General features: G+C 52.6%; 13 protein-coding genes. 6 read left to right on the forward strand and 7 right to left on the reverse strand.

Going from position 1 to position 17,110, the window contains the following annotated elements; all coding sequences use genetic code 11:
* Nucleotides 1–166: 166 nt before the first annotated feature.
* The 3 genes from pelB to pelZ all read left to right on the forward strand — a co-directional run bounded on the left by pelB (nucleotide 167) and on the right by pelZ (nucleotide 4,582).
* Nucleotides 167–1,294, forward strand: coding sequence for a pectate lyase PelB (gene pelB / locus HP572_RS17760; protein WP_205555226.1), 1,128 nt, complete (start codon nucleotides 167–169; stop codon nucleotides 1,292–1,294).
* 710 nt (nucleotides 1,295–2,004) lie between these two features.
* Nucleotides 2,005–3,129, forward strand: a complete 1,125-nt coding sequence (gene pelC, locus HP572_RS17765) for a pectate lyase PelC (RefSeq protein WP_205555227.1) — start codon at nucleotides 2,005–2,007, stop codon at nucleotides 3,127–3,129.
* A gap of 175 nt (nucleotides 3,130–3,304) precedes the next feature.
* Entirely contained in the window at nucleotides 3,305–4,582 is a 1,278-nt protein-coding gene (gene pelZ, locus HP572_RS17770; protein ID WP_240583887.1) for a pectate lyase PelZ, read from the forward strand.
* Between the two features lie 86 nt (nucleotides 4,583–4,668).
* On the opposite strand, the gene ppiA is transcribed toward pelZ, so the two are convergent.
* The 7 genes from ppiA to HP572_RS17805 form a co-directional block, all read right to left on the reverse strand.
* Nucleotides 4,669–5,241 (reverse strand): peptidylprolyl isomerase A, encoded by a 573-nt coding sequence (gene ppiA, locus HP572_RS17775; protein WP_010277593.1) that lies wholly within the window; start codon nucleotides 5,239–5,241, stop codon nucleotides 4,669–4,671.
* A gap of 240 nt (nucleotides 5,242–5,481) precedes the next feature.
* On the reverse strand, nucleotides 5,482–6,258 hold the full coding sequence (locus HP572_RS17780) for an ABC transporter ATP-binding protein (protein WP_202618495.1): 777 nt from the start codon (nucleotides 6,256–6,258) through the stop codon (nucleotides 5,482–5,484).
* A gap of 44 nt (nucleotides 6,259–6,302) precedes the next feature.
* Nucleotides 6,303–7,190 carry an ABC transporter ATP-binding protein gene (locus HP572_RS17785; protein WP_080762775.1) on the reverse strand — a complete coding sequence of 296 codons (888 nt, stop codon included), beginning with the start codon at nucleotides 7,188–7,190 and terminating at the stop codon, nucleotides 6,303–6,305.
* Complete coding sequence (locus tag HP572_RS17790) at nucleotides 7,162–8,043, reverse strand: ABC transporter permease (protein ID WP_100018545.1); 882 nt, start codon at nucleotides 8,041–8,043, stop codon at nucleotides 7,162–7,164. The genes HP572_RS17785 and HP572_RS17790 overlap by 29 nt, the downstream gene beginning before the upstream one ends.
* A 38-nt stretch (nucleotides 8,044–8,081) precedes the next feature.
* Entirely contained in the window at nucleotides 8,082–9,122 is a 1,041-nt protein-coding gene (locus tag HP572_RS17795) for an ABC transporter permease (protein WP_039492138.1), read from the reverse strand.
* Nucleotides 9,123–9,254: 132 nt separating this feature from the next.
* Nucleotides 9,255–10,865, reverse strand: a complete 1,611-nt coding sequence (locus HP572_RS17800) for an ABC transporter substrate-binding protein (protein WP_205555276.1) — start codon at nucleotides 10,863–10,865, stop codon at nucleotides 9,255–9,257.
* A gap of 99 nt (nucleotides 10,866–10,964) precedes the next feature.
* Nucleotides 10,965–12,119 carry a mandelate racemase family protein gene (locus HP572_RS17805; RefSeq protein WP_103199182.1) on the reverse strand — a complete coding sequence of 385 codons (1,155 nt, stop codon included), beginning with the start codon at nucleotides 12,117–12,119 and terminating at the stop codon, nucleotides 10,965–10,967.
* A gap of 635 nt (nucleotides 12,120–12,754) precedes the next feature.
* Here HP572_RS17805 and nirB point away from each other — a divergent pair.
* Genes nirB through cysG form a run of 3 tightly spaced genes read left to right on the forward strand, consistent with a single transcriptional unit; the run spans nucleotide 12,755 to nucleotide 17,078 of the window.
* Nucleotides 12,755–15,307 carry a nitrite reductase large subunit NirB gene (gene nirB / locus HP572_RS17810; protein ID WP_240583888.1) on the forward strand — a complete coding sequence of 851 codons (2,553 nt, stop codon included), beginning with the start codon at nucleotides 12,755–12,757 and terminating at the stop codon, nucleotides 15,305–15,307.
* On the forward strand, nucleotides 15,304–15,672 hold the full coding sequence (nirD, locus tag HP572_RS17815; RefSeq protein WP_240583889.1) for a nitrite reductase small subunit NirD: 369 nt from the start codon (nucleotides 15,304–15,306) through the stop codon (nucleotides 15,670–15,672). The genes nirB and nirD overlap by 4 nt, the downstream gene beginning before the upstream one ends.
* Before the next feature lie 26 nt (nucleotides 15,673–15,698).
* Nucleotides 15,699–17,078 carry a siroheme synthase CysG gene (cysG, locus tag HP572_RS17820; RefSeq protein WP_240583890.1) on the forward strand — a complete coding sequence of 460 codons (1,380 nt, stop codon included), beginning with the start codon at nucleotides 15,699–15,701 and terminating at the stop codon, nucleotides 17,076–17,078.
* Nucleotides 17,079–17,110: the final 32 nt, after the last annotated feature.

The raw sequence follows: 17,110 nt of genomic DNA on the forward strand, positions 1-17,110 counted from the left end.
ATACATTTAACATTTCACCCTTGAACTGATCTTATTTTTTGACCACACTCCCCTTGGTTTTTCACCAAAATTGAGATTCATTTTTGTTGAAAAATGTGTACCTGCTATATCGGGCATAGGGATCGATAAATGCCCATAAAAATTCTATTCCAAGGAGACAATCATAATGAAATACCTATTGCCTACGGCAGCCGCTGGGTTGTTATTACTTGCTGCTCAACCCGCGATGGCTGCAAATACGGGCGGCTATGCCACTACGGATGGTGGCGAAGTTTCTGGCGCCGTGAAAAAAACGGCACGTTCTATGCAGGAGATTGTGGATATTATTGAAGCCGCGAAAGTGGATTCAAAAGGCAAGAAAGTCAAAGGTGGCGCTTACCCACTCATCATCACCTATAACGGTAATGAAGATTCATTAATCAAAGCGGCTGAAAAAAATATCTGCGGTCAGTGGAGTAAGGACGCCCGCGGCGTACAAATCAAAGAGTTCACCAAAGGCATTACTATCCAGGGCACCAATGGCTCATCCGCCAACTTCGGTGTTTGGATCGTGAATTCTTCTAACGTCGTGGTACGTAACATGCGCTTTGGCTATATGCCGGGCGGCGCGCAAGACGGCGATGCCATTCGTATCGATAACTCACCGAACGTCTGGATCGACCACAACGAGATCTTCGCCAAGAACTTCGAATGCGCTGGTACGCCAGACAATGACACCACTTTTGAATCAGCGGTTGATATCAAGAAAGGGTCAACGAACGTCACGGTGTCCTACAACTACATCCACGGCATCAAGAAAGTCGGCCTGAGCGGTTCAAGTAGTTCGGATACGACGGCTCGTAACCTGACTTACCATCACAATATCTACCGCGATGTTAACTCACGCCTGCCGCTGCAACGTGGTGGTCTGGTTCACGCCTACAACAACCTGTATGACGGCATCACCGGTTCAGGCTTTAACGTCCGTCAGAAAGGGAAAGCTCTCATCGAAAGCAACTGGTTCGAAAATGCGCTGAACCCAGTGACGGCACGTAACGACAGCTCCAACTTTGGTACCTGGGAGCTGCGTAACAACAACGTCACGAAACCGGCAGACTTCGCTAAATACAAAATCACCTGGGGCAAACCGTCATCCCCTCATATCAATGCGGATGACTGGAAAACCACAGGAAAATTCCCTACCGTCTCCTATAAGTACACGCCAGTTTCTGCGCAGTGTGTGAAGGATAAACTGGCAAACTATGCTGGCGTAGGTAAAAACCTGGCTGTACTGACAGCCGCTAACTGCAAATAAACGCGATCAGGCTTTCTCTGTCGAATCAAGACAGAAAGCAATAAGCCTGAATGTCCCGCGGCCATGACTCTTCACGCTAAGACATGGTTCTCTCCGAGCGAGCTCTTAGAGCTCGCTCGTTTTTTATGGAACCTACACATGAGAGTGAATAGGCATTCCTAAAAAATACGCACCAACTAAATAACAGGCTAATTATTTACATATTAAATTAATAGCTTTGTTTATTAATGAAGAAACCATTATTTAATTAAGGATTAATCGATAAAAATAACCGCGTTCAATCAACACATGATTAATTAATAATTTGATCAGCATCAAATATTTCTTACACCATCATCTCAATAAGGAAATTTTACTTATTTATTGATGTCGCTCACAGTTATCACCTCTATCAAATTGAATCCAACAGCGAGCAATAAAACGAAATATAATTTTATTTTTCATAAAAATTCAAAGCAGCTTAATTTTAGAAAAAATGAAAAAAATATTACCTTTTAAAATAGTCACTTATTAGCCATGCGCACTCCCACCGTTATTCACCCTATATATTTAATATCGAAATATTGAATTCTTTTACTTTTATGGTAAGACTTAATTGGGATTTCAATAAACCTTGATTTCATTTTTATTGAAACACCAAAATAATATAATCTGGGTTATGTAGATCATAAATGCCCAAACAAAAATTCAATTCCAAGGAGAGTACCTTAATGAAATACCTACTGCCTTCTGCAGCCGCTGGGCTGTTATTGCTTGCGGCCCAACCAACGATGGCGGCAAATACGGGGGGTTATGCTACCACTGACGGTGGTGACGTTGCCGGTGCCGTGAAAAAAACGGCGCGCTCCATGCAAGACATCATTGATATCATCGAAGAAGCGAAGCTGGATTCCAAAGGTAAGAAAGTCAAAGGTGGTGCTTACCCGCTCGTCATCACCTATAACGGTAATGAAGACGCGCTGATCAAAGCCGCTGAGGCCAACATCTGCGGCCAGTGGAGTAAGGATGCCCGCGGTGTAGAAATCAAAGAGTTCACCAAAGGCATTACCATCATCGGAACCAACGGATCGTCCGCCAACTTCGGGATTTGGCTGACAAAATCATCCGATATCGTCATCCGTAACATGCGTTTTGGTTACATGCCGGGCGGCGCGCAGGATGGTGATGCCATTCGTATTGATAACACGCCGAACGTCTGGATCGACCACAACGAAATCTTCGCGAAAAACTTTGAATGCGCTGGTACAAAAGACGGCGACACCACATTCGAATCCGCGATTGATATCAAGAAAGCCTCAACCAACGTGACGGTGTCGTATAACTACATTCATGGCATCAAAAAAGTGGGGCTGAGCGGCTTCAGCAGCAGCGATACGGGCCGTGACCTGACTTACCATCACAATATTTACGACGACGTTAACGCTCGCCTCCCGCTGCAACGTGGCGGCCAGGTTCACGCGTACAACAACCTGTATACCGGCATCACCAGTTCTGGCCTGAACGTGCGTCAGAAAGGGATTGCGCTGATCGAACGTAACTGGTTCGAGAATGCGAAAAACCCGGTGACCTCACGTTACGACGGTTCCAACTTCGGTACCTGGGAGCTGCGTAATAACAACGTCATGAGCCCAGCCGATTTCGCGAAATACAACATCACTTGGGATAAAGATTCCAAGCCGTACGTGAATGCGGAAGACTGGAAAAGCACTGGCACATTCGCTTCTGTTCCTTACAGCTACTCTCCGGTTTCGGCACAGTGCGTGAAGGACAAACTGGCGAACTATGCTGGCGTGAACAAAAACCTTGCCGTGCTGACAGCAGCAAATTGCAACTAATTGCGATGTGTAAAGCGTGAAAGGTAAATAAGCAAACTGCAGGCTCCGCCCTCATTGTCCTGTGCTAACCGGAGCCTGCAAGCGCGCTTAACGCCCGTTGGTCTATCGTTCGGGCCGCACTTGAGCGAGTCCTAAGGGCTCGCTCATTTTTATCGTTAATATTCAAGGAAATGAAATGAAACGTTCTCTTCTGTTCGCCGCACTGTTCAGCACTGGCTTAGTATTCAGTGTTGGCGTACCGATGGCTAGCGCCGCCACACCGGCAGCACCAGAGTTGAAAGGATTCGGAACGGATACCGTTGCAGGCAGCGGTGGACGCATTATTCGCGTCACAACGCTGGCCTCTTCCGGTGCAGGCTCACTCAGGGAAGCGCTGGCCGCTAAAGGGCCGCGCATTATCGTTTTTGAGGTTGGCGGCATTATCGACCTGAATAAAAGTGACCTCCGGTTAACTGAGCCGTTTGTCACCATCGCCGGCCAGACCGCCCCTTCTCCCGGTATCACCATCATTCGCGGCGGAATGGGGATCAGCACACACGATGTCCTCATGCAGCATATTCGTTTCCGCATCGGCGATGCTGGAACGGGTAAAAAAAGCGGCTTTGAACGCGATGTTTCCATCAACGGCAAAGATGCCTACAACGTCGTGATCGACCATTCTAGTTTCGCCTGGGGTACGGATGAAAACCTGTCTATTTCCGGCCCACGCTATGACGGGCCGCAGGGCACCGCACGCCGTATCACGCTGTCGAATAATATCGTTGCTGAAGGCCTATACGACTCGGCTCACACCAAAGGTATTCACTCGATGGGGACGCTGGTTCACGATAACGTGACTGACGTATCGATTGTGGGCAGCCTCTATGCGCACAACAACGAGCGCAATGCCTGGTTCAAGGCTGGCTCAACGGGCGTCATGGTCAATAACCTGATCTATAACCCCGGCATCTGGGGTCTTCGCGTTGGTGGAGTAGTGAAAGAGTGGGAAGGAAAAACCATGCCCGCCAGCCCACGCGTCTCCGTGGCGGGTAACGTGATGCATTACGGTGCCAATACCAAAGCAGGTTTAGGGCTGGTAGGAAGCAACAGCTCCGGCGATGTCTGGATGTCAGATAACCTCGCGTACGATGCCAAGGGCAAAGCCGCACCGCAAACGTCAGGCAGCGGGATTAATTTACTCAAAGTGTCCCCTATTTGGCCTGCGGGCTTAACGGCATCACCGGCCAGCGCCGTCACTAATCAGGTACTACAAAGCGCAGGCGCACGTCCTAAAGATCGTGATGCCGTTGATAAACGTATCGTGGAGAATTTCAAACAGCGGAAAGGTGGCCTCGTGAATAGTCAGGAAGACGTCGGCGGCTATCCGGTTGCAACCGCGACCTACCGTCAGTTGAACGTGCCGAGCACCGGCGTGGACGCCTGGCTACAGCAAATGGCTAAAGCGCTGGAATAATACAGCCGTTGAGTACGTAAGATCGTAAAAGGCCACATCAGTGGCCTTTTACGTATTCTCGGTTCTTTGCTTATCTATCTTGCCAATCAGGGCAGCACTTTCGCAGACTGAATCACCACTGGCGTAGTCGGTACGTTCTGATAAGGACCGACGTTTTTCGTTGGCACCTGAGAGATCTTATCCACGACGTCCATACCTTTCACGACTTTACCGAACACGGCGTAGCCAAAATCACGCTGGCCGTGATCGAGGAACGCGTTGTCCGCGACATTGATAAAGAACTGGCTGGTTGCACTGTCTTTATCAGACGTGCGCGCCATCGCGATCGTGCCGCGCTGGTTGCGCAAACCGTTATCGGCTTCATTCTTGATCGGCGCGTTCGTCGCTTTTTGGCTCATTTCGCCAGAAAAGCCGCCGCCCTGCACCATAAAGCCAGGGATCACACGGTGAAATGTCGTCCCGTTATAAAAACCGTTGTTAACGTACTCGACGAAATTTTTTACCGAAACCGGTGCCTTTTGATTATCTAAAGACAGTTCGATATTGCCCGCAGACGTCGTCAACAGCACACGCGTGGTGGTGTCGGAAGCCGCAAAGGCGGGAGAAAATGCCGTCAGTGAAATAAGGGCTGCCGCAGCAACCAGAGTACGTTTGAACATGAGAATTCCTTTTTGAAGAGGCCGACTACAGAAAGCGTAATGATTGTAAGTATCCGCACCCTTCAACGCTACCCATTTACCTTTTTTTACGTATAAAAGTCTGTTCGTAACCAACTGTTAGCGAAAACCTGTGACCAAGATAAAAAAAGGGCCGATTGCTCGGCCCTCATTGATGATAATTATCGCGCAGCGCGACGAGTCCATACGTACCTAGTCCACACGTACTTAGTCTATAAATACCTAGCCCATACGCTCCGAACGCACCGCCAGATCGCGGCTGTACTGACGGCTGGCGTCCACCAGCATGGAGGTATACGCGTCCTTAGGTACATCGCTGGTCAGGTCGTCGGTTTCCAGCGTTTCCAGTATTTTACCGTATTGCATCACCGCCACTTTATGACACAAGTGGGAAATCACGCCTAAGTCATGCGTCACCATCAGGTAGGTCAGCTTTTCCTGCTGCTGCAACTCCGTCAGCAGGTTGAGAATTTCCGCCTGCACCGACACATCCAGCGCCGACGTCGGCTCATCCAGCAGCAGCACTCTCGGTTCCAGAATCAGCGCTCGGGCAATCGCCACACGTTGGCGCTGCCCCCCCGAAAGCTGGTGCGGATAGCGGCGGCGGAAGTGCGTTCCCAGCCCCACTTTCTCCAGCAAGGTATCGATACGATCGTCACGATCGTCAAAGCGGTGGATCGACAGCGGCTCTTCCAGAATCGACTCCACGGTATGACGGGGATGCAGCGATCCGTACGGATCCTGAAACACCATCTGCACCCGGCGACAGCGCGCCTGATCGATTCGGTGTGCCAGTTTCTTCCCGTCAATATGCAGCGTACCTTCCCAATGATTAAACAACCCGGCCAGACACTTCAGCACCGTGGTTTTACCGGAACCCGATTCTCCTACCAGACCAAAAATATCGCCATCGTTGACGGTAAGGTTCACATCGTACAACACCTGATTCGCCGTGCTGCCCTGCCCAAAAGAGAGATTCAGGTTATTCACTTCGATCATCGGCTTGCGCTGACTCATTGCTTCAGTTGCCATGATTATCCCCTTTATCCATTGATCCAGGCTGGGTCGCGATTCATCACCGGCAAACGCGGGCGTCGATGGTCGATATCCGGCAGCGAATTCAGCAACCCACGCGTGTAAGGATGCTGCGCGTTGTCCAGATCGGCGGCAGCAATGGACTCCACGACGCGTCCGGCATACATCACCAGCACCCGATCGCAGAAGCTGCGTACCAGATTGATATCGTGGCTGATGAAAATCAGCCCCAGACCGCGCTCGCTGACCAGATCGTCCAGCATTGCCAGCACCTGCAAACGCACGGACACATCCAGTGCGGAGGTCGGTTCATCGGCAATCACGATTTCGGGTTCAGTAATCAGCATCATCGCAATCATGATGCGCTGCCCCTGCCCACCCGAGATCTCATGGGGATATAGATTGTATACGCGCTCTGGCTGGCGAATACGTACCACGTCCAGCATCGCCATGACCTTTTCCTTCGCCTCGCGGTGCGACACCTTATGGTGCGCCAGATAGGCTTCGGCAATCTGATCGCCAACGCACACCACTGGGTTCAGCGAATATTTAGGGTCCTGCATAATCATAGAGATGCGCTTGCCGCGAATCTGGCGCATCCGCGCCTCATCCGCTTTCAGCAGGTCGGTATCGCCGAAGCGCAGTTTGTCTGCCGTAATCCGCGCGCTGTGCGGATGCAGTTGCAGCAGCGCACGACCGACCGTCGATTTACCGGAGCCAGATTCGCCGACAATAGCCAGCTTTTCACAGCCCAGCGTGAAGGAAACGCCGCGCACGGCATCCGTCACGGCACCACGGTTCACGAAGCTTACCCGCAGATTTTCCACTTCCATCAGGGGCGAGCTTCCCGGCGCACGTTGAGAAGACTTATTCAGTTCTGGGATCGAGGATGTCACGTAGGCCGTCTCCAAGGAAGTTGAACGCCAGGCTGTTAATCAAAATCGCCAGCCCCGGAATAGTTACTAACCACCAGCACTCCATCATGTAACGACGACCCGCAGAGATCATCGCGCCCCATTCAGGATCGGGCGGCTGTGCCCCCAACCCCAGAAAGCCCAGACCCGCCGCTGTCAGAATGATGCCCGCCATATTCATGGTGATACGAATAATCACCGACGGCAGACACAGCGGCACAATGTGGTGCAGCAGGATGCGGATAGAGGATGCGCCTTGCAGCTTCACAGCAGACACAAAGTCCGCGTGACGCAGCGACAGCGTCTCCGCCCTTGCCAGACGGGCAATCGGTGGCCAGGCCGTCAGCGTAATCGCGATCACCACATGCTCCAGACCCGGGCCAAGCGCCGCAACGAACGCCAGCGCCAACACCAGGCTCGGGAACGAAATGAAGATATCGGTGATACGCATCAGGATGGTATCGACGATGCCGCCGTAATACCCGGCCACCACGCCCAGCGCCAGCCCGATCGGCCCCACGGTTACCGACACCAGCGCAACGATATACAGCGTGATGCGTGAACCATAGACCAGACGACTAAACACATCGCGCCCAAACTCATCGGTGCCAAAGTAATGCGCCGCACTCGGGGCCTGTAGCGCGTTAGCCAAGTCCTGTACCAGCGGATCGTGCGTGGCGATCCACGGGGCGAAAATAGCGACCAGAATCAACATCAGCACAATTGCAGAACCAATCGCGGTCAGCGGATTGCGCATCATCGTCAAGAGAAACCCGCCGATTCGCGCACCGCGTAGCCGCAGGCGGCTCACACGTTTTTCCGGCGGTGTCCGCATTACCGATTCACGGCTGACCGGCGGCTCAGAGGAAATATTCATGCGTTCGTCCTCGGATCAAAGATTTGATACAACATGTCCGACAGCAGGTTAAGCGTCACGAAGATCAACCCGACCAGCAGCACACATCCCATAACCGCGTTCATATCCCCCAGCAGCAGGCTGCCAGTCAGATAGGAACCAAAGCCAGGCCATGAGAAGACCGTTTCGATCAGTACCGCCCCTTCCAGCAGCGAGCCATACGCCAACGCCACTACCGTCAGAAGCTGAACCAGAATATTGCGAAACGCGTGCGCCCAGACAACGCGGAACTCAGACAGCCCTTTCACTCGCGCGGTAATGATGTATTCCTGCGAAAGCTGCGCCAGCATGAAGCTACGCGTCATACGGCTGATATAGGCCAGCGAGTGGAAACCGAGAATCGTAGCTGGCAACACCAGATGGTTCAGCGCGCTGCGGAATACATCCCACTCGCCCGCCAGTAGAGAATCCACCAGCAGCAGGCCGGTACGGTTCTCCACCAGGCCGTCGTAGGCCATATCAACCCGTCCAGCACCGCCCACCCAGTTCAACCAGGCGTAGAACACCAGCAGCCCCATCATCCCGACCCAGAATATCGGCGTGGAATAACCGGCCAGACTGATAAAACGCACCACATAATCCGCCCACTTGCCACGTCGCGCCGCAGCCAGCACGCCTAATGGCACGCCCAGACCGGCACCGACGATAATCGCCATGGTGGCAAGTTCGATGGTGGCAGGGAAAACGCGGATAATGTCATCCATTACCGGTCGCCCGGTCAGGAGGGCATTGCCCAAATCTCCATGCATCAGTGAATTGAAGTAAATAAAGAACTGCACATACAGCGGCTTATCCAACCCCAGCTGTTGGTAAACCTGTTGATAGGTACTTTGGTCGGCGTCCTGTCCGACAATAGCCAGGACTGGATCGATTGGCATCACGCGGCCGATCACGAAGGTCAGGATTAATAATCCGAACAGCGTGACGACGACCTGAAACAGACGTTTTGCCAAACGACGCAGTACTCCACCCGGCTTGATCCAATCAGAGAAAACCATGTTCTTTCTCCTGATATCCCGGTGAGCGGCGACAGCAAATCACCACTCACGCGGTCATCTCTTTTTAACGTATCTGATCGGGATGATTAGCCGGGAACGTATCGGCTAATCATCCGGTTTAACGTGTGGACACTAGCGCTGCTTATACACCTCACGCAGATGCGTCGTAGAAGACGGATGCGGCACATAGCCTTTCACGTCCTTACGCAACACCACAGAATCGATCATCTGCGACACCGGAATGATGGCCGGGAACAGTTCTTCATAACGATTCTGTACGTTGATATACATCTGCTTCTGTTTCTGAGGGTCTTTCTCCAACAGCGCCTGATCGATCATGTCGTTCAGAGGCTTATCGTAGAAAGATGTGCGCCAGCCCTGGAAGTTGGTCAGTTTGGCTTCGTCGCTGTTATCCGGGTTATAGACAACAGAACGCAGGCTGGAGTGAGGATGCGGATCGACACCGCCACCGCCGCGGCCAACCAGCATATCGAAGTTACGATCGCGCATTGCGCCGTAAACCTGATTACCGGTGCCGGAGATGATTTTGGCTTTGATGCCCGCCTGCGCCAGCGTGGACTGTACCGACGTCGCCAGATTCAGGAACGGCTGATCGGACAAGACACGCAGCGTGGTTTCAAATCCATTCGGGTAGCCCGCTTCGGCCAGTAGTGCCTTGGCGCGTGGCACGTCCAGCTTGTAGCCAGGATCCGGCAGCGTCGCATCCATTCCTTTCTGGATAGGGCGCTGATGATAGAAACCATAGCCAGGCATTACCGTCTTATTGACGCCATCGTAATCAATCAGGTAACGAACCGCTTCGCGCACTTTCGGTTTAGCGAAGTATTCGTTTTTCAGGCTCATTGCAACGTAGTACAGCGTGCCTTTTTTCACCTCATCAACCACAACGTCTTTATCTTGTTTTAATGCATTGATATCCGGCACCGACATGCCAGAGGCAACGTCAATATCGCCTTTTTCAATCATCAGGCGCAGCGCCTGTGATTCAGTCATGTGACGGAAAATCACGCGACGCATTTTCGCATCGCCCTGCCAGTTGTTTTCAACCTTGCTGATGCGCAGCACGTCTTTCGCCTGCCACACGTCCAGCTTGAACGGGCCGGAACCGGCTTCGTTCGTGGTCAGCCAGCCGTTACCCCAGTCGCCGTTTTTCTCATGCTGCATGACCGTTTTGCTATCCAGCACCGAGCCGCTACCCAGCGTCGCCAGCGAGTAGAGCACCAGTTTTGGATCGTTCGGTTTTGGCAGTTCGATTTCAACGGTGTGCGCGTCTTTGGCACGGATCATTTTCTCCACGTTTTCCGCGGTGAAGCCGTAGGATTTCCACGTCGTGGCCTGTGCCATGTTGAGGTTAAGCAGACGCTTCATCGACCAGGCGAAGTCTTGCGCCGTTACGGGATTACCGGAATGGAATTTGGCGTTATCCACCAAATTGAAGGTAATGACCTTACCATCATCACTGACGCTCCAGCTTTTCGCCAGAGAAGGCTGGATGTTACTCAGGTTGGCGGGATCCAGCACCACCAGCGAGTCATAGAGGTTGACGATAATGCCCACCACTTCGTTACCGGTCATGGCGGCCGGATCGAGTGAGAGCATGTTGTTCATGTTCATCCCCACGATCAGCTGATCGTCAGGGGTTTTTGCCGATAGAATGGCCGGCGTAGCGGCCATGCAGAGTGAACCTAACAGCAGGGTACGGAGTATTGCTCGTGCTTTCATCATTATTCTCCAAGGTGTGGGAGCATGGAAGACGACAACTTTTTATTTTTTAGGTAAGGCTATCTTTCAGGTAGAACAAAAAACCAGTAGAACAAAACGTTATTCTTTACTTAGGGTATGCTCCTCAATCCAGTCAAAATTAATATCTTCTCCCAGCCCTGGACGTTGCGGCAGATGCACAAAGCCCTCGTTGTCCATTGGATCGACAATCGAATTCAGATAAGCAGCAGGTTCGTCGTAATCGAGGAAAGGATGCAGCAGCCCGCGCTCATACCAGCGGCAGTTTTTGATCGCACCCACGACGTTGAGGTTTGGCGCACCGTTACCGTGAACTTCGCAGTCCATACCGAAGGATTCCGCCAGACTCGCGACTTTCATACACGGCCAGAGACCGCCCACGCCTTGCACGCCCGCGCGTAAAATGTCGCATGCGCCTTCTTTAACCCAGTCAGCACGGCTGAAGTATTTGCCTGACAGACTTTCTGGCCCGATAACATCGATATCCAGGCTCTTGGTCAGCCAGCTGTAAGACGCCATGCTCTGTTCTTCCATTGGCTCTTCAAACCAGGTGAAATCGAGCTTTTGCAGTTCACGGCCGATGTACAGTGCATCGCTACGGCTGTACCAGTGATAACCATCCAGCATCAGACAGATATCCGGGCCGACCGCTTCACGTACTGCCGCACAGGCTTGTACGTCAATCTTCGGGCTAGGCGCGAATGACACCGGCGGCATCCAGGTGTGCAACTTGATGGCTTTATAGCCGCGCTGCACCAGCTTTTCTGCGAACTGGCCGTATTCCTCTGGCGTAGACAATCCCCCTTCCAGCTCGTCACCACACATGGTGCTGCCGTAAGCAGGGACTTTTTCACGATAGCCGCCGAGCAGTTTATGCACCGGCATGTTCAGCACGCGACCTTGCAGATCCCACAGTGCGGATTCCACAATCGACAGCGCGCGGTCGGTCAGTTGGTTGGCGCTACCGCGCTGCCAGTGCACCAGATCCTGCCACAGGCGCTCACGGTCGAACGGGTTTTGCCCAATCAGCACTTTGCGGAAGAAAGCATTAACGATATGAGGACGAATCACTTCCGGCGGAGCGAAAGCGTAGCCTTTTTGCCCATCATCTGCCGTGATGGTTAACAGCGCCATCTTGGCCTGATTCTCGGCTCCCGGGTGTGAATGACCCGCACTGTCGGAAACCCGGCGTGTGGGATAAGTGAAGACGGTGACATCAATTGATTCTATTTTCACGTTGTTACCTGCCTTGATGTTTAACACAACTCATGTACACGATGACGAATGTAAGCCACATAAATAATTAAAGAATAACTTCACTGACTGTGTTGGTCCTGTCGATAAAAAACACGGCTATTCTTCTGGTACGGCCTCATAAGTCGATCAAGGTCACAGAAAAGAAATAGTGTGCTAATTAAAAAAAAATGCTGTTTTATTTTCAATTATTAAGGTTGTGACTCCGTTAGTCATTAGGCAATTTATTCCATATGACGAAATTATGTCGCCGATAACTGTGCAATTGCACACAACCTTGTGAGCATTATCACCAGAACATTTCATATCCTTATTAAACAAATGGATAATCCCTTAGTTTTATTTTTGAGCGCTCAGGAACGTGAATGATTGACGAGGGGGACGATTACTCTGATAGCGGATTGCCCGCTAACCAGTCGGCTTCTGACCAAAAGCGTGCTATAGATCTCATTTTTGCCCGCTACTAAAACTCCAGCAAAAACCAAGACTTAAGAAAAAATAAGTAAAATCATTGAGATACTCATAAAGTAGTATATAAAAGACAATTTGATGTACATCAATAAGCGTCCAGTGTGGAGCGATAAGGTAACCTCAGAAGAAGCAATTTTGAGGCAAAAATGAACAAAGTCAGACTCGCTGTTATCGGTAACGGGATGGTTGGCCACCGTTTTATCGAAGAGTTGCTGGATAAGGCCCCAACGTCCACCTACGATATTACCGTTTTTTGTGAAGAACCCCGCGTCGCCTACGATCGTGTCCACCTCTCTTCTTACTTCGCGCACCACACGGTAGAAGAGCTCTCTTTAGTACGCGAAGGCTACTACGAAAAAAATGGCGTTAAAGTCCTGCTCGGTGAACGCGCCATCACCATCAACCGCAGTGAAAAAGCCATTCACTCCAATTCCGGCCGTACCGTGTATTACGACAAGTTAATCATGGCCACCGGCTCTTATCCGTGGATCCCGTCAATCAAAGGATCAAACGGGCAAGACTGTTTCGTCTACCGCACCATTGAAGATCTGAACGCCATCGAAAACTGCGCACGCCGTAGCAAACGCGGCGCGGTGATCGGCGGGGGTCTATTAGGTCTGGAAGCGGCTGGCGCGCTGAAACACCTTGGCGTGGAAACGCACGTTATTGAGTTCGCCCCGGTGCTCATGGCCGAACAGTTGGATGCACAGGGCGGCGCCCTGCTGCAACGCAAGATTGAAAACATGGGTGTGCGTGTACACACCAGTAAGAATACGCAGGCCATTCAGCATTCCGGTCTGGAAAACCGCAAGACGATGGTGTTTGCCGACGGCAGCACGCTGGAAGTCGACTTCATCGTGTTCTCGACCGGTATCCGCGCCCAGGACAAACTGGCGCGTCAGTGTGCGCTGGAAATCGGCCCACGCGGCGGTATCGCGATTAACGACTGGTGCCAAACCTCCGACCCGGACGTCTACGCTATCGGCGAATGTGCCGCCTGGCATGGTCGACCATTTGGTCTGGTCGCACCCGGCTACAAGATGGCACAGGTTGCCGTCGACCACCTGTTAGGACATGAAAACCGATTCCAGGGTGCCGACATGAGCGCCAAGCTCAAGCTGATGGGCGTCGATGTCGGCGGGATTGGCGATGCACACGGCCATACGCCGGGCTCTCGCAGCTACATGTGGCTGGATGAAAATAAAGAAACCTACAAACGTCTGATCGTCAGCGCCGATAATAAAACGTTGCTCGGTGCCGTACTGGTCGGCGACACGCGGGATTACGGCAACCTGCTGCAATTCATGCTGAACAAAATCCCGCTGCCGGATTCTCCTGAAGCGCTGATTCTTCCAGCATCCGCTGGCAGTGCGAAACCGACGCTGGGTGTCGATGCTCTGCCGGAAAGTGCGCAAATCTGCTCCTGCTTCGACGTGTCCAAAGGCGACATCATCAAAGCAATTAACGGCGGCTGTCATACCGTCGCGGCGCTAAAGGAAACCACCAAAGCTGGTACGGGCTGCGGCGGCTGTATCCCGCTGCTGACGCAGGTGTTAAACGCGGAACTCAGCAAGCAGGGGATCGAAGTCAATAACCACCTGTGTGAGCACTTCGCCTATTCGCGTCAGGAGCTGTACCACCTGATCCAAATCGAAAAAATCAAAACGTTCGATCAACTGCTGGAGAAACACGGTTCAGGCTACGGCTGTGAGGTCTGTAAACCAACCGCCGCGTCTCTGCTGGCCTCCTGCTGGAACGAGTACGTGCTCAAACCACAGCACACGCCGCTGCAGGATTCCAACGATAACTTCCTCGGCAATATCCAGAAAGACGGCACCTATTCCGTGATCCCACGCTCCGCAGGCGGGGAAATCACGCCGGATGGCCTGATCGCCATTGGTCGCATTGCGAAGCAATATAACCTGTACACCAAAATGACCGGTTCTCAGCGCATGGCGCTATTCGGCGTACAGAAAGACGACCTGCCTGACGTGTGGGCTCAGCTCATCGAAGCCGGATTTGAAACCGGCCACGCTTACGCCAAGGCATTACGTATGGCAAAAACCTGCGTCGGCAGCACCTGGTGCCGCTTTGGCGTCGGCGACAGCGTGGGCTTTGGCGTCGAGCTGGAAAACCGCTACAAAGGCATCCGCACACCGCACAAAATGAAATTTGGCGTCTCCGGCTGTACACGGGAATGTGCAGAAGCACAGGGTAAAGACGTGGGAATTATCGCCACCGAAAAAGGCTGGAACCTGTATGTATGCGGCAACGGCGGGATGAAACCGCGCCACGCCGACCTGCTGGCAGCCGACTTAGACCGCGAAACGATAATCCGCTATCTGGACCGCTTCATGATGTTCTACATCCGCACGGCCGATAAGCTCCAGCGTACGTCCGTCTGGCTGGATAACCTCGAAGGCGGTGTCGACTATCTGCGTAACGTGATTGTGAAAGACAAGCTGGGCATTAACGATCAGCTTGAAGCGGATATCGCACGTCTGCGGGAAGGTTACCTCTGCGAATGGCAGGCGACGCTGGCAGATCCAGACGCACAGAAACGCTTTGCCCACTTCATTAACAGCCCGGTACGTGACCCGAACGTGCAAATGGTGAGTGAACGTCAACAACACCGTCCGGCGCGCCCTGCCGAGCGTATTCCGGTGAAACAGATTGAGCTAGAGGAGGAAAACGCATGAGCCAGTGGACGACCGTATGTAAGTTAGACGACATCCTGCCCGGCACCGGCGTTTGTGCACTCGTCGAGCAGCAACAGATTGCCGTGTTCCGCCCACGTAACGATGAACAGGTTTACGCCATCAGCAATATCGATCCGTTCGCGCAGGCGAGCGTATTAAGTCGCGGTATAGTGGGCGAGCATCAAGACGATCTTTGGGTAGCAAGCCCATTGAAAAAACAGCATTTCCGCCTTTATGATGGCTTCTGTCTGGAGGATGGAGCCTATTCTGTTGCAGCTTATGATACTCAGGTCACAAACGGTAATGTGCAAATATCCATCGCAGACCGTGGCACCGCGGTTGATAATAGCCAACCATTACCCTAATAACCTGAGCTTTCAAGAGGCGTTACATGGATTACCTGCCAATATTCTGTCAGTTGCACGATAAACCTTGTCTATTGGTAGGAGGGGGTGAAATAGCCGAGCGTAAAGCCCGGCTATTGCTGGATGCTGGTGCAGTGATTACCGTCAATGCGCTCGATTTTAACGATCAATTTCGGGCGTGGGAGCAGGATGCTCAATTAACGCTGGTACACGGCACCTTCGATCCCACATTACTGGACGCCGTGTGGCTGGTGATTGCCGCCACCGACGATCAGGACGTCAATAACCATGTCTATGCCAGCGCCAGCGAGCGCCGGATTTTCTGTAACGTGGTGGATTCTCCAGAACGCGCCAGCTTCATTATGCCGTCGATCATCGACCGTTCACCGCTGATGGTCGCGGTGTCTTCTGGCGGCGCTGCACCGGTATTGGCTCGGCTACTGCGGGAAAAACTGGAAAGTATTCTGCCGCAAAATCTCGGTAAGCTGGCGACATACGCAGGTGAATTGCGCAGTCGGGTCAAAAGCCGATTCCGCAATATGAGTGCACGCCGTCGCTTCTGGGAAAAGCTCTTCGTACACGATCGGCTGGCGCAGGCGTTGGCAAACGACAATAGCCAAAGCGTTAACCAACTGACGGAACTGCTTTTCTCCGCGCCGCTTGATGACCGGGGTGAGGTGACGTTAGTCGGTGCAGGGCCGGGCGATGCGGGATTACTGACGTTGAAAGGCCTCCAGCATCTCCAGCAGGCCGACATCGTTGTTTACGATCGTCTGGTATCGAAAGAGATCCTCAACCTGTCACGCCGCGACGCCGAGCGAATCTTCGTCGGCAAAGCGTCTGGCTATCACAGCGTTCCTCAGGATCAAATCAATCAGCTGCTGGAAGAAAAGGCACTCGCCGGTCATCGGGTCGTCAGGCTGAAAGGCGGCGACCCCTTTATCTTCGGCCGTGGTGCCGAAGAGCTGGAGCACCTGCAACAGGCAGGCGTTCCCTTCTCCGTCGTCCCCGGTATTACGGCCGCGTCGGGCTGTTCAGCCTACAGCGGCATCCCGCTCACCCATCGCGACCACTCACAGGGCGTCAGGTTGATCACCGGACACGTCAAGCACGACACCGATCTGGACTGGTCCAGCCTCGCCGCGGAAAAGCAAACGCTGGTGTTTTACATGGGGCTTCAGCAGGCTGAGCACATTCAAAGTAAGCTCATCGAACAGCAGTTACCGGAAACCGTGCCTGTCGCGATTATCGAAAACGGCACCTCAACCAAACAGCGCGTGCTGAGTGGACAGCTCTCCCAACTGAGCGAATTAGCACAGAAGGCCAGCAGCCCGAGCTTGATTATCATCGGCAACGTTGTCGGGCTGCGGGAAAAATTGGGCTGGTTCTCTGACCAGACAGCATAATCCTCTCCCTACCACCTTACTCACCCGCTATC

Source organism: Pectobacterium sp. PL64 (genome assembly GCF_022477975.1).
Lineage (GTDB): Bacteria > Pseudomonadota > Gammaproteobacteria > Enterobacterales > Enterobacteriaceae > Pectobacterium > Pectobacterium jejuense.

Bases quoted from the DNA above. Each gene is read 5' to 3' on its own strand.
- HP572_RS17800 (WP_205555276.1), bottom strand. From the start codon at position 10,865: ATGAAAGCACGAGCAATACTCCGTACCCTGCTGTTAGGTTCACTCTGC.
- HP572_RS17780 (WP_202618495.1), bottom strand. From the start codon at position 6,258: ATGATCGAAGTGAATAACCTGAATCTCTCTTTTGGGCAGGGCAGCACG.
- nirD (WP_240583889.1), top strand. From the start codon at position 15,304: ATGAGCCAGTGGACGACCGTATGTAAGTTAGACGACATCCTGCCCGGC.
- HP572_RS17795 (WP_039492138.1), bottom strand. From the start codon at position 9,122: ATGGTTTTCTCTGATTGGATCAAGCCGGGTGGAGTACTGCGTCGTTTG.
- ppiA (WP_010277593.1), bottom strand. From the start codon at position 5,241: ATGTTCAAACGTACTCTGGTTGCTGCGGCAGCCCTTATTTCACTGACG.
- pelZ (WP_240583887.1), top strand. From the start codon at position 3,305: ATGAAACGTTCTCTTCTGTTCGCCGCACTGTTCAGCACTGGCTTAGTA.
- pelC (WP_205555227.1), top strand. From the start codon at position 2,005: ATGAAATACCTACTGCCTTCTGCAGCCGCTGGGCTGTTATTGCTTGCG.
- pelB (WP_205555226.1), top strand. From the start codon at position 167: ATGAAATACCTATTGCCTACGGCAGCCGCTGGGTTGTTATTACTTGCT.
- HP572_RS17790 (WP_100018545.1), bottom strand. From the start codon at position 8,043: ATGCGGACACCGCCGGAAAAACGTGTGAGCCGCCTGCGGCTACGCGGT.
- nirB (WP_240583888.1), top strand. From the start codon at position 12,755: ATGAACAAAGTCAGACTCGCTGTTATCGGTAACGGGATGGTTGGCCAC.
- cysG (WP_240583890.1), top strand. From the start codon at position 15,699: ATGGATTACCTGCCAATATTCTGTCAGTTGCACGATAAACCTTGTCTA.